This is a genomic window from Vicinamibacterales bacterium, assembly GCA_036504215.1.
Taxonomy (GTDB): Bacteria; Acidobacteriota; Vicinamibacteria; order Vicinamibacterales; family Fen-181; genus FEN-299.
In genome coordinates, this window is sequence record DASXVO010000030.1 from 12,774 (window position 1) to 25,800 (window position 13,027).

General features: G+C 65.5%; 9 protein-coding genes. 5 read left to right on the plus strand and 4 right to left on the minus strand.

From position 1 onward, the window contains the following. Positions 1 to 25 precede the first annotated feature (25 nt). From VGK32_07700 to VGK32_07715, 4 genes are all read right to left on the minus strand, one after another. Positions 26 to 1,297, minus strand: coding sequence for an ABC transporter permease (locus VGK32_07700; protein ID HEY3381635.1), 1,272 nt, complete (start codon positions 1,295 to 1,297; stop codon positions 26 to 28). Positions 1,298 to 1,375: 78 nt separating this feature from the next. Next, on the minus strand, positions 1,376 to 2,599 hold the full coding sequence (locus tag VGK32_07705; GenBank protein HEY3381636.1) for an ABC transporter permease: 1,224 nt from the start codon (positions 2,597 to 2,599) through the stop codon (positions 1,376 to 1,378). A 7-nt stretch (positions 2,600 to 2,606) separates the two neighbouring features. Next, entirely contained in the window at positions 2,607 to 3,944 is a 1,338-nt protein-coding gene (locus VGK32_07710; GenBank protein ID HEY3381637.1) for an efflux RND transporter periplasmic adaptor subunit, read from the minus strand. Positions 3,945 to 3,947: 3 nt separating this feature from the next. Then, entirely contained in the window at positions 3,948 to 4,721 is a 774-nt protein-coding gene (locus VGK32_07715; GenBank protein ID HEY3381638.1) for a YIP1 family protein, read from the minus strand. 595 nt (positions 4,722 to 5,316) lie between these two features. Here VGK32_07715 and pilB point away from each other — a divergent pair. The 5 genes from pilB to VGK32_07740 all read left to right on the plus strand — a co-directional run bounded on the left by pilB (position 5,317) and on the right by VGK32_07740 (position 12,881). After that, positions 5,317 to 7,077, plus strand: coding sequence for a type IV-A pilus assembly ATPase PilB (gene pilB, locus VGK32_07720; protein ID HEY3381639.1), 1,761 nt, complete (start codon positions 5,317 to 5,319; stop codon positions 7,075 to 7,077). Positions 7,078 to 7,096: 19 nt separating this feature from the next. After that, the gene (locus tag VGK32_07725) at positions 7,097 to 8,230 is read left to right on the plus strand and encodes a type IV pilus twitching motility protein PilT (GenBank protein HEY3381640.1); all 1,134 of its coding nucleotides are present in this window, start codon (positions 7,097 to 7,099) and stop codon (positions 8,228 to 8,230) included. Positions 8,231 to 8,270: 40 nt separating this feature from the next. Continuing rightward, the gene (locus VGK32_07730) at positions 8,271 to 9,482 is read left to right on the plus strand and encodes a type II secretion system F family protein (GenBank protein ID HEY3381641.1); all 1,212 of its coding nucleotides are present in this window, start codon (positions 8,271 to 8,273) and stop codon (positions 9,480 to 9,482) included. A gap of 62 nt (positions 9,483 to 9,544) precedes the next feature. Beyond that, positions 9,545 to 11,233 (plus strand): ATP-binding protein, encoded by a 1,689-nt coding sequence (locus tag VGK32_07735; protein HEY3381642.1) that lies wholly within the window; start codon positions 9,545 to 9,547, stop codon positions 11,231 to 11,233. Positions 11,234 to 11,480: 247 nt separating this feature from the next. Further along, positions 11,481 to 12,881, plus strand: coding sequence for a sigma-54 dependent transcriptional regulator (locus VGK32_07740; GenBank protein HEY3381643.1), 1,401 nt, complete (start codon positions 11,481 to 11,483; stop codon positions 12,879 to 12,881). The last annotated feature ends 146 nt before the right edge of the window (positions 12,882 to 13,027 follow it).

Consider the following 13,027-nt stretch of genomic DNA (forward strand, 5'->3'; position numbering starts at 1 on the left):
TGGAGGCCGCCTTCCCCCTATCCGCCTATTCGTATCGCAGTGCCTCGATCGGGTCGAGGCGAGAGGCTCGGAACGCGGGGAACAGTCCGAAGAAGATGCCGACCGAGGCCGAGAATGCGAACCCGATGGCGAAGGACCACCAGGGCATGGAGACGGGGAGCGGCGTGAACGTGCGAACCGACACGCCAACGGCCGCGCCGATGATGACGCCCAGGATCCCGCCGACCGACGTGAGGACGACGGCCTCCAGCAGGAACTGCCAGAGGATCTCGCGGCGGCGTGCGCCAAGCGCCTTGCGCACGCCGATTTCCCGCGTGCGCTCGGTGACCGAGATCATCATGATCGCCATCACGCCGATGCCGCCCACCATGAGCGCGATCGACGAGATGACGACGAGCGCCAGGTAGATCGCGCCGGTCGCCTGGTCGAAGAACTTCAGGGCCATGTCCTGCGTCGCCACGTCGAAGTCGTTCGGCTGGTTCAGCTTCAGCTTGTGGCGGATGCGCATGACCGTCTCGACCTCGCGCATCGCCGCCTCGCGCGAGACGCCCTCCTTCGGCACGCAGAAGATCTGTGCCGAGCGTCCGGTCCGGCGGCGACCGCCCGTCGCGACCGTGCCGAACAGCTTGGCGAATGTCGTGTACGGGATGACGGCGAGCGCGTCCTGCTGATTGCCGAGGCCGCCGATGCTCGGACGCGGTGCGGCCACGCCCACCACGGTGTACTGCGTGCTGCCGATCCGGATCACCTTGCCGAGCGCGTCGGTGTTGCCGAAGAAGGCCTTGAACGGCACCTGCCCGATCACGACCACGTTGCGGCGGTGCGTCACCTCGTTCTCGGTGAAGAAGCGGCCCTGCTCGATCTTCAGGAAGTTGATGTCGGTGAACTTCTCGCTCGCGCCGAGGATGCTGATCGACTGGGTCTTCTCGCTCCGATAGAACATCCGCTCCTGCCCCTGGACCCAGGCATCCACGGCTTGCAGCGAGGGGATCTCCGCCTGGAGGACCCGCGCATCCTCGATCGTCAGATTCGGCCGCTTCATCAGCTCCTTGCGGTCGATCCCCGATCCGGCGCTCGCAAAGCTCACGCGGGCGACGATGATCGTGCTCGGGCCGAGTTCCCGGATGAGATCGCGGAAGGAATTGTCGAAGCCACGGATGATCGAGCTCATCCCGACGATCGCGGTGATACCGATGACCACGCCGAGCACCGTGAGGCCCGAACGCATCTTGTTGGCCCTGATGGTGCCCAGGGCCATCCCAATCGTGTCGGCGAACAGCGCGAGACGAACCGCCATGGGTAACACTCGTCAGGAGTCAGGAGCGAGACATCAAAACCGAGATCTAGAACAGAGAATCCAGGATCGAGAATCCGGCTACTCGCGACGCAACGCCTCGATCGGATCGAGCTTGGCCGCCTTGACAGACGGGTAGAGCCCGAAGAACAGCCCCACCACGGCCGTCATCCCGATGCCGATGACGACGGCCCACAAGTGAACTGACGCCGGCATTGGCGTGAACTTGGTCACCAGCCACGCGGCGAAGAACCCGAGCCCGGTCCCGACGACGCCGCCCATCGTGGACAGCGTCACCGACTCGACCAGGAACTGGAAGATGATGTCGCGCTTGCGGGCGCCGAGCGCCTTCCTGAGGCCGATCTCGGCGGTTCGCTCGCTGACCACCATCAGCATGATGTTCATGATCACGATGCCGCCGACGACCAGCGACAGCGCGACGACGCCAATCAGGACGCCGAAGATGCCGCTCGTGATCTGCTTGAACATGCCCAGGAACGTGTCGGACGTGAACAGGCCGAAATTGTCCTTCTGTTTCGGCTTCAGCCGGCGCTCGATGCGCAGCGCCGCCGTCGCGGTGTCCATCGCCCTGACGGTGTCCTGCGCGTCGAACGGCTTGGCGGTCAACTGGATGTACTGCCGCGCGCCGAACAGCTTCTGGCTGACCGCGATCGGAATCATCGCGAACTGATCCTGCGAGTTGCCGAACACCGACCCCTTCTTCTCGTGCACGCCTACCACGCGCATGTGCATCCCGGCAACCGTGATCATCTTGTCCAGCGGGTCTTCGTCGAGGAAGAGCTTGTCCGCGACGTCCCACCCGATGAGCGTCACGGGCCGCTTCCGTTCGATCTCCATCGGCGTGACCAGCCGGCCGCGCTCCACCTTGTACGCACCGAACTGCACGTAGTCGCGGCTGACGCCCTGGATCTGCACCGAGTCGATGACGCGATCCCTGTAACGCACCTCGCCCCGGGACTCCGACTGGCTCATCACGGCCTGGATCGGCACGCCCGCCAGCCGGACGGCCGTCGCGTCCCGCTCGGTGATCGGCGGATTGCCCGCGACCTTGTCGAACTCCTCTTCGCTCGTGATGGCGCCGTACCGATCGATGGTGAACGTCCCCACGCCGAGCTCGGTGACGATGGCGTCGGTCACGTAGTCGTTGATGCCCTGGACCAGCGACACGACGGCGATGATCGAGGTGACGGCCACGATGTTCCCGAGCACGGTCAGGAACGACCGGAGCTTGCTTCCCCAGATCGCGCGGAGCGCAATCGTGATGGACTCGAAGAGCTGGTTCATGGCGCCGCTACTTCTTGGCGTCCTCGATCTTCACCTGCCCGCCATCGGCCAGATTGCGCACCGAGGTGAACGGGCCGGTGATGACGCGATCCTTCGCCTTCAGGCCGCTCAGGACCTCGAAGTACTTGTCGCCGGCAATGCCGGTCTTGACCGGAACGAAGGTCACCTTGTTGTCCTTGTCGACGACGAAGACGCCCTCGGTCTCCTTCTTCGTCTGTCCCGGTTTGAGCTCCGCGGCTTCGACCGTGGTCGCAGTCGAAGGACGGCGGCCTTTTTCCGGCGCCGGCTGTCTCACGACGTTGCCCTTTGCGTCGTACGTCAGCTCGCGGACGGTCAGCGCCTGGATCGGCACGGAGATCGCCCCGCTGCGCGTCGCGGTGGTGATGTCCGCCGTGCAGGTGAATCCGGGACGCACGTCAGGAATCTGGCCTTCGATCGTCACCACCACCTTGAAGTTCGTCGCCTGTCGGACGCCGCCGACGCTGGCCGACGTGGCGTTGATCGGGCTGTTGCCGATCTCGGTCACCTTCGCCGCGAACGACCGATCCGGCAGCGCGTCGATCGTGACCTTCGTCTTCTGACCAAGCTGCACGGTCGGGATGTCCGTCTCGTCCACCTCGATCTCGGCCTCGATCACGGACATGTCGGCCACGGTGAGCAGCACGACGCTCGGGTTGTTGGTGAACCCGACAACCGCCGTCTCGCCCTCTTCCACGTTGCGCTTGATGACGAGACCGTCGATCGGCGACTCAATCGTCACTCGGCTCAAATCGTGCTGCGCCGACTCGAGGTCGGCCTGTTGGCTTCGGATCCGCTGGTCGGCGGTGGACACGGCCTGTTCCGCGTTCTTGACCTCGCCCCGCCGGATTGCCACGGCGTTCTCCGCCTGTTCCAGCGCCTGCTTGGTGGCCAGGCTGTCCTTGTCCAGCCGCTGCTGCCGCTGGAGTTCCTCGGTGGCCTGTTTCAGGTTCACCCGGGCGTTCTCGAGCTGGGTCCGCGCCTGCTGCAGCGAAATCCGCTGCTGTTCGAGCGACGCCTGGCTGACCTGGAGCCGGCTGCGCACGTTGCGGGGGTCGACCTGCAACAGGAACTGGCCGGTCTTCACCCGGTCGCCTTCTTCCACGGCCAGCTTCATCACCTTGCCCGACACCTCGGAGGTGATGTTGACCGTGCGCCGCGCGCGGATCTTGCCGGAGGCCGAGACGACCGACTCGAGGTCGCGCTGCTTGATGGCCTCGACGGTGACCGTCGGGCCTTCGGTCTTCTTGAACGCAAAGTTGGCCCAGATCATGGCGCCGACGAGGATGACGATACCCAACCCGATGAAGACTTTCTTGCGCGTCATGAACTAGCTCCGGGCGGCCATGAAAGCCGCAAAGCCGATCGCGATCACTGCGTAGATCCCGAACAAGACGAAGGCCACCGTCCTTGTCTTCTTCTGGAACGCCATGCCGATGCCGATCGCCAGCACCGCCACCCACCAAATACGGAAGATGTCCGCCATGCCGAGAAGCCGCGCGAGGAAACTGCCCTCCGGCAGGAACGGCATGAGGACCGCGAGGTTGGTCGCGCTCGTGAGCGACTCGCGCAGGTAGTTCACCGGGGTGAGCACGAGCGCTCCGATGACGCCAATCGCGCTGGAGTGGACGACCACCGCGAACGCTTGCTTGAACGACCCCTTGCCGCCCATCAGCGCGCCGAACACCAACATCGCCAGGCCGGCGATGACGGCCCAGACGATCGGCGGCATGATCGCCATCATCGCGATCGAGAACACTTGACGGCCCAGCGAAGGATCCATGATGCCCTTGCGCATCTCCGCTTCCATCGGGCCGCTGACCGTCATGCCGAAGGCTTCGACCTGGCGTATGGCCTCGTCCAGCGTCGCCTGCTTGCCGACCTCGGTCGACTGGAACCAGGCGCCGGACCCGGCGGTCACGAGGATGACCAGTAGCGCCATCCCAATCCATTGCGGGTGGGCGACAACCGCCGCAAACGTGTCGCGCGGCGAGGTGATCACGCCAACCAACCTGGTGACGAGCCCCTTCGGGGGCACGGACGACACAGTCACCGTGGTGTCAGCCTGGGGCACAGCGTCGGGCGGAACGGTGGTCTGGCTCATATCGCGGCGCCTTTCCTTCGGGGGCAAACGCACAATTCTACCCCGTCTCACGAATATACGAGGGGAAGCGTCGGGATGTTTCCCCGATGTTTTCCGAACAGCGCACAAATGGTTGACGGCGTTACGGCTTCTGCGCCCACGCGGAATTGCCGGGGGAACCCGTTGCGGCCGCCTCTCCGTTGTCGTATCCCAATCTTGCCCGCTGAGTTCATGATTTTTGGCGGCGTGCCGTATGGTACAGAGGGAGTAGCGTGTGCGCTGGGGACGTGTGGCCGGCCGGCGCGGTGAGGCTGCCGCGGGCAGTCCAGTATGTCGCTGTGTTTCCAATAGGTTGCGGGCACCGGGATGCGGAATGCCGCAAGCTCCGCTCCATGGTGACCGTTCGTCGTTCAGATCTGTGGGCGTCCAATGGCCTGCGCGTTGCCTCTACAGTAAGAGGGCCGGACGACCGACAAGATCACGGAACGCGGGACGTGTGACCGAAGTCCCTCGCGGCGCGCGGCGGCCGGTCAGGCGTGGGATCAGACGGGTGCTCTCGGGGTGTCGTTGCCAGTGGTTAGTGTGTCAACAGCAGTCTCTCAGCGTGTAGCCGATCATGCCCGTTCGGATTGGTGAGCTCCTGCTCAAGGAGAAGCGGATTTCCCCCGACCAACTCCAGGAGGCCTTGAACTACCAGAAGGCCAACGGGGGCAAGCTGGGGTTGAACCTCGTCAAGCTCGGGTTCGTGAAGGACGAGGAGATCACCGCCTTGCTCAGCCGGCAGTACGGTGTGCCGTCGATCGACCTCGCCGAATTCGAGATCGACGGGTCGGTGATCAAGCTCGTGCCGGCCGAAACCGCCCAGAAATACCAGATCCTTCCCCTCAGCCGCGCGGGCGCGACGCTCACGATCGCGATGACCGATCCGACGAACGTCTTCGCCATGGACGACATCAAGTTCATGACGGGGTACAACGTCGAGCCGGTCGTGGCCTCCGAAGCCGCCGTGATGGACGCCATTCAGCGCTACTACAAACTGGCGGCCAAGGGGAGTGGGGGCAACGGCAACGGTGTCGGCGGGCAGAGCGCGCTCGATTTCGCGACGGCGGCGCTGCAGGACCTGCCTCAGATGGACGCCTCCGAAGTGGAGGTGCTCGAGGAACTCGAGGAGATCAGCGTCGAGGCGCTGGCCAGGCAGGGCGAGGAGGCGCCGGTCATCCGGCTCGTCAACGTGATGCTGATGTCGGCCATCCAGAAGGGCGCGAGCGACATCCACATCGAGCCGTACGAGAAGGAGTTGCGCATCCGGTACCGCATCGACGGTGTGCTGTACAACATCATGGCGCCGCCGATGAAGTTCCGCGATCCAATCGCCTCGCGCGTCAAGATCATGTCGAAGCTCGACATCGCGGAGAAGCGCCTCCCGCAGGACGGACGGATCAAGATCCGGTTCAACGAATCGGGCCGCAACAAGGAGATCGACTTCCGAGTTTCCTGCCTCCCGACGCTCTTTGGCGAGAAGATCGTCCTCCGTCTCCTCGACCGCGACAAGCTGATGCTCGACATGACGAAGCTCGGGTTCGAACCCGAGTCGCTGGCGCGGTACGAGGAAGCGATTGGCCGCCCGTGGGGCATGGTGCTCGTCACGGGCCCGACCGGCAGCGGCAAGACGAACACTCTCTACTCGTCGATCGCCAAGCTGAACACCCCGGACACGAACATCATGACCGCGGAGGATCCTGTCGAATTCAACCTCCCCGGCATCAACCAGGTGCAGATCAGGGATGGCATCGGCCTGAACTTCGCGGCGGCGCTCCGCGCGTTCCTCCGCCAGGACCCGAACATCATCCTGGTCGGCGAGATCCGCGATTTCGAAACGGCGGAAATCGGCGTCAAGGCGGCGCTCACGGGGCACCTCGTGCTGTCGACGCTCCACACCAACGACGCGCCGAGCACGATCAACCGGCTGATGAACATGGGGATCGAGCCGTTTCTGGTGGCCAGCTCGGTCAATCTCATCTGCGCACAGCGTCTCGTTCGCCGGGTGTGCAAGGCGTGTGGCGAGCCCGTGCCGGTGCCCGCCCCGGCGCTCACGAAGATCGGCTTCGGGCCAGAGGACGCCGCCTCGGTCACCCCGCTCAAAGGGCGGGGCTGCGAGAAGTGCAACAACACCGGGTTCAAGGGCCGCCTCGGCCTCTACGAGGTCATGGAGGTCGACGACGAGATCAAGGAGCTCATCCTGGTCGGCGCGTCGGGCCTCGAACTCAGGCGGAAGGCCGTCGAGCGCGGCATGATCACGCTGCGCCAGAGCGGCCTGCGCAAGATCAAGGACGGCGTGACGACGGTCGAGGAAGTACTGCGCGAGACGGTGAACTAGCCTCAAGGACGAATCATCGATGGCCACACTGCCGGAGCTGCTGAAGAAGACCGTGGAAATGGACGGTTCGGACCTCCACATCACGACGAACACGCCGCCGCAGGTTCGCGTGAACGGGAAGCTCCAGCGTCTTCCGATGCCCGAGCTCACGGCCGCCGACACCAAGCAGCTCATCTACAGCGTCCTCACCGACGCGCAGAAGAAGCGTTTCGAAGAGACGATGGAGCTGGACTTCTCGTTCGGCATCCGCGGCATCGCGCGCTTCCGGTGCAACGTCTTCAACCAGCGCGGCGCCGTCGGCGGCGTCTACCGGCTCATTCCCGAGAAGATTCGCGGCTTTCAGGAACTCGGGCTGCCGTCGGTCATTGCCAGGCTGTGCGAGAAGCCCCGCGGCCTCGTGCTCGTCACCGGCCCGACGGGCAGCGGCAAGTCGACCACGCTGGCGGCGATGCTCGACAAGATCAACGGCGAACGTCAGGAGCACATCCTGACCGTCGAAGACCCCATCGAGTACATCCACAACCACAAGGGGTGTCTCGTCAACCAGCGCGAAGTACACAGCGACACCGCCGGCTTCGGGGCGGCGCTGCGGGCCGCGCTCCGCGAGGACCCGGACATCGTGCTTGTCGGCGAGATGCGTGACCTCGAGACGGTGGAAGCCGCGCTGCGGATCGCGGAAACCGGCCACCTCACGTTCGCCACCCTGCACACGAATTCCGCCGCGCAGACGATCAACCGCATCATCGATATCTTCCCGGCGCACCAGCAGGGGCAGATCCGCACGCAGCTCTCGCTCGTGCTCGAGGGCATCATCTGCCAGACGCTGCTGCCCCGGGCGTCCCAGCCGGGACGCGTCGTCGCGCTCGAGATCCTCATCCCGACCTCGGCCATCCGAAACCTGATCCGCGAGGACAAGGTCCACCAGATCTACTCGTCGATGCAGGCGGGGCAGGAGAAGGTCGGCATGCAGACGCTCAACCAGTCTCTCGCGACGCTGTACCTGCGACGGCAGATCACGATGGACGTCGCGCTTCAGGCTTCCTCGCACAAGGACGAATTGGTGGACATGATCAACCGCGGGGTCGGCGTGGTCGAAGGCGCCGGGCTCGGGCGGTCGGCGGGCGTCGTGCCGCCGCCGGTTCGCAAGCGGTAGGCCTCAGCGGGACGGTCGTTGCACACGGGGAGCACGTGCCATGGCGACGTTTGCATACACGGGACGGAGACGCGGCGGCGAGACGGTGACGGGCGAGCGCGCGGCCGAGACCATCGAGGCCGCCACCGCCGCACTGCGCCGCGAGCAGATCCTCGTCACGAAGATCGCCCCGGTCAGGGCGAAGGCCGAGACGCCCGCGAAGGGGTCGAAGGGCCGGGCGGTCGCCGCCAAGAACCTCGCGGTCTTCACGCGCCAGTTCTCGGTCATGATCGACGCCGGCCTTCCGCTCGTGCAGTGCCTCGACATCCTGGGGAGCCAGGAGGAGGACAAGCACTTCGCGAAGACCATCCACGACACGCGGACCGACGTCGAGGGCGGGTCGTCGCTCGCCGACGCGATGAAGAAGCACCCGAAGACGTTCGACCCGCTCTTCACCAACATGATTGCCGCCGGCGAAGCAGGCGGTATCCTCGACACCATCCTCAAACGTCTCGCGGTCTACATCGAGAAGAACGTCAAGCTGAAGGGGCAAGTGAAGTCGGCCATGATCTACCCGGTCGCGGTCCTCGTGATCGCCTTCGGGGTTGTCGCCATCATCCTGTGGAAGGTCATCCCGACTTTCGCGACGATGTTCGCCGGCCTCGGCGCCGATCTCCCGCTGCCGACCCGCGTCGTCATCGCCCTGAGCAACGGGCTGGTGCGGTTCGCGCCGTTCATCATCGTCGGCATGGTGGCCGCCGTGTTTGGCGTTCGGCAGTACTACACGACCGCCGGGGGGCGCCGCGCCATCGATCGGCTGATGCTGAACCTGCCGGTGCTCGGGATGATCCTCCGCAAGATTGCCGTGGCCCGGTTCTGCCGCACGCTATCCACGCTCATCAGCTCGGGCGTGCCGATCCTCGACGGCCTCGAGATCACCGCCAAGACCGCGGGTAACGCGGTCATCGAGGACGGCATCATGAGCACGCGCAAGAGCATCGAGCGCGGCGAGACGGTGTCGGCGCCGCTCAAGGAAACCGGGGTGTTCCCGGCGATGGTCACGCAGATGATCGGCGTCGGCGAGGCCACGGGTGCGCTCGACACGATGCTGTCGAAGATCGCGGACTTCTACGAGGAGGAAGTGGACACCGCCGTCGCCGGCCTGCTGACGCTGCTCGAACCGATCATGATTGCCTTCCTCGGCATCATCGTCGGCGGCATCGTCATCGCGATGTACATGCCGATCTTCTCGATGATCTCGAAGCTGACGTAAGGGCAGTCGCCACGGCTGACCCACACCCGGCCACGAGCCGCTTACAGCGTGCCACTGTGCTCATGGAACCCTCCGATAGGCGCCGCCGGCTCGCCTGGCTGATCGCCATCCGGGCGGCGATCAGTGCGGTCCTGCTCGGGTCGGGCGTGCTGATTGAAATCAACGCGCCGGGCGTCCTGCCGCTCACGCCGTTCTACCTGCTGATCGGCCTCACCTTCGGTTTCACGGCGCTCTACGCCTTCGCGTTGCCGTACGCGGATCACTGGCTCTGGATGGCCGACGCGCAGTTGGTGGGCGATGCCTTCGTCGTCTCGGGATTCATCGCCGTCACGGGCGGGGTGACGAGCTACTTCTCGCTGCTCTACGTGCTGCCGATCATTGCCGCCAGCACCGTGCAGGGACGGCGCGGCGCCGTGACGATCAGCGTGCTGTCCTCGCTGATCTATGTCGGCCTCGTCGCCGCACAGTACCATGGCGGGTTCAACGCGATGTCCGCGTGGTTTCCGCAGCCGCCCGAGCTGCCGCCGACGCGTGTCGCCGAGTACACGGTGGCCATCAACGTCTTCGCCTTCGTGGCGGTCGCGAGTCTGTCCGGCTCGCTGGCCGAGCGGCTCAAACGGGCCGGGGCGCGCCTCGAGCGCGCGTCCACCGAGATTGCGAACCTCCAGGCGTTCAACCAGGACGTCATCGACAGCCTGATGAGCGGCCTCGTCAGCATCGATGTTGCGGGCCGAATCCTGTCGTTCAACCACGCGGCCGAGAAGATTACCGGGCAGTCGTACGAGTCGGTCGTCGGCCGCGCTGCCGCCGATGTCCTCCATCTTCCCGACGCTGTGAGGAGCGCGTTGACGAACGACCTCGACGGGGAGCGGACGCGGCGCGCCGAATTTCCCTATCCGATGCCGACCGGAGGGACGATCGAGATCGGCCTCGTGGTCGCTCACCTTCTCGCGCCAGGCGGCCGAATGGGCTACCTGCTCACCTTCCAGGACATCACCGACGTGAGGCGGCTGGAGCGAGATGCGCGGGTCAAGCAGCGGCTCGCGGCGGTTGGCGAGATGGCCGCCGGCATTGCCCACGAGATTCGCAACCCGCTCGCGTCGATGGCCGGATCCATCCAGGTCCTGCGTGAGGAGTTGTCGCTGAACGAGGACCAGGCACAGTTGATGGACATCGTGCTCCGGGAGTCGAAGCGGCTCAACGAGACGATCCGGAGTTTCCTCGCCTACGCGCGGCCGCAGCGCGCCGCGGTCGAGCGTCTCGACCTGCGAAAGACCGTGGCCGACACGGCCCTGCTGCTCAGGAACAGCACCGAAGTGTTGGCGTGCCACGCGATCGACGTGGACGTGGCGGCCGACCCGGTCTGGTTCGACGCGGACGAAGGGCAGATACGACAGATCGTCTGGAACCTGGCCACCAATGGCCTGCGCGCGATGCCGTCCGGCGGCCGACTCCGCCTCGCGGTGCTGGCCGCCCTCCCGCCTTCGGCTACCAGTTCGTCGCCCGCCGACCGGTACGGAGCCGCCGTCCTGGAGATCGAGGATGAGGGGGTCGGCATCCCTCCCGAGGAGCTCGACGGAATCTTCCAGCCGTTTCACGGCACCTTCGGCCGCGGCAGCGGCCTTGGCCTCGCCATCGTCTATCGCATCGTCACCGACTACAACGGCGAGATCGATGTCACCTCGACCGTGGGGCGTGGGACGAGGTTCAGGGTGGTGCTGGGGGCTCCCGCAGCCGGGCTCGGCGGATAGGTGCCAGCGAATGGTCGTCAGTGGATCACGCCGACAGGCCTCGTGGCAGCGTGGTCAATTCCAATCGGGGGCTGCGCGCGTGGCAGAAGGCGGTGCGACTGGCCGCCGCCGCCTGCCGGTAGAGAGCAGATTGAGGCATGATCTCGTGGTATTGTCGCAGCGTGCGGCGGGAGTCGCGCGGGGAGCGACAGGCTGGCACTGAACCACCGGCGGCTGGCAACTGAGGGAGGAAGGCACTGATCCGTCCATGACCGAAACCCCGCGCCTGCTCCTCGTCGACGACGAACCCTCCATTCGGCAGCTGTTGCTGTATCGGTTGCGAAGGGAGGGGTACGAGGTGTTGCTCGCGGCCAACGGGCGGGAGGCGATCAAGACGCTCGAGGCCGGCGGGATCGATCTGCTGATCTCGGATATCCGGATGCCGGACATGAACGGCGTCGAGGTCCTGCGGGCGGCCAAGCAGCTCGACCCGGACATCCTCGGTATCGTCATCACCGCGTTCGCGTCGAAGGAGACCTCGGTCGAGGCGCTGCGCCTGGGTGCGTCGAACTACGTCGAGAAGGGCGGCCCGGAGTTTCCGGCGGAGGTCGTCGAGGTTGTCCGGAAGGCGCTCGAGCAGCGGCAGCTCCGGCGCGAGCGGCGCGAGCTGCAGCAGGAGAACCTGCTGCTCAAGCGCACGCTCGGCACCGCGCACCAGTTCTGCAACATCATCGGCCGCAGCGACTCGATGGTGGCGGTATTCCGCCTGATCGAGACCGTGGCGGGGACGACGAGCACCATCATCGTGACCGGCGAGTCGGGCACGGGCAAGGAACTGGTGGCGCGGGCCATCCATTTCAATTCGCCGCGTCGCGACCGGCCGTTCCTCGCGCTCAACTGCGGCGCGCTGCCCGAGAACCTCCTCGAGTCGGAGCTGTTCGGCCACGTGCGGGGGGCGTTCACCGGGGCGGCGGTGAACAAGAAGGGCCTCATCGAGGTGGCGGAGCGGGGCACGGTGTTCCTCGACGAGATCGCCGAGATGACGCCGATGATGCAGGTGAAGCTGCTTCGCGTGTTGCAGGAGCGGCGCTTCCGCCGGGTCGGCGGCCTCGACGAGATCGAAGCCGACATCCGCATCATCGCTGCGACCAACCAGGATCTGCAGAAGGCCGTCGCGGAAGGCCGCTTCCGCGAGGATCTCTTCTACCGGATCAACGTGATCCCGATCCACCTGCCGCCGCTTCGCGAGCGCCGGGAAGACGTGGTGCTGCTCGCCGAGCACTTCCTCGGCCGGTTCCGCGACCAGATGGGGAAGAAGATCACGGGGATCTCGCGCGAGTCGATGCAACTGCTCGAGAACTACCACTGGCCCGGCAACATCCGCGAACTCGAGAACGTCGTCGAGCGGGCGGTGGCGCTCGAGCAGACACCCGTCGTGCTGCCGGACAGCCTGCCGCTCGCCGTGCGCCAGATGGCGCCGAAGAGCACGTCGCTCGTCGACCTGCCCGACAGCGGGTTCCACCTCGAGGACTACGTCCAGCAGGTTGAGCGCGGCTACCTGTCGGAGGCCCTGCGCCGCGCCGGTGGCGTCCAGTCCCGCGCCGCCGAGATCCTGGGTATGAGTTTCCGGTCGTTCCGGTACTACGCCAAGAAGTACCAGCTGAAATAGGCCGGGCGGGTTCTGGGCTCGGGTTCGGCTCCTCCACGACCGCCGCAATTGAGATCGTAACTGGCGATCGACACAGTTGTCATCGGTTGCCCAGGCGGACAGGCGGCTGCTCTCGGGCGATTGTCGCAAGTACCTGCCGAACGAGG

What these genes read in the sequence shown, in the direction of transcription:
- VGK32_07700 (HEY3381635.1), bottom strand. Translation starts at nt 1,297, where the DNA reads ATGGCGGTTCGTCTCGCGCTGTTCGCCGACACGATTGGGATGGCCCTG.
- VGK32_07705 (HEY3381636.1), bottom strand. Translation starts at nt 2,599, where the DNA reads ATGAACCAGCTCTTCGAGTCCATCACGATTGCGCTCCGCGCGATCTGG.
- VGK32_07710 (HEY3381637.1), bottom strand. Translation starts at nt 3,944, where the DNA reads ATGACGCGCAAGAAAGTCTTCATCGGGTTGGGTATCGTCATCCTCGTC.
- VGK32_07715 (HEY3381638.1), bottom strand. Translation starts at nt 4,721, where the DNA reads ATGAGCCAGACCACCGTTCCGCCCGACGCTGTGCCCCAGGCTGACACC.
- pilB (HEY3381639.1), top strand. Translation starts at nt 5,317, where the DNA reads ATGCCCGTTCGGATTGGTGAGCTCCTGCTCAAGGAGAAGCGGATTTCC.
- VGK32_07725 (HEY3381640.1), top strand. Translation starts at nt 7,097, where the DNA reads ATGGCCACACTGCCGGAGCTGCTGAAGAAGACCGTGGAAATGGACGGT.
- VGK32_07730 (HEY3381641.1), top strand. Translation starts at nt 8,271, where the DNA reads ATGGCGACGTTTGCATACACGGGACGGAGACGCGGCGGCGAGACGGTG.
- VGK32_07735 (HEY3381642.1), top strand. Translation starts at nt 9,545, where the DNA reads ATGGAACCCTCCGATAGGCGCCGCCGGCTCGCCTGGCTGATCGCCATC.
- VGK32_07740 (HEY3381643.1), top strand. Translation starts at nt 11,481, where the DNA reads ATGACCGAAACCCCGCGCCTGCTCCTCGTCGACGACGAACCCTCCATT.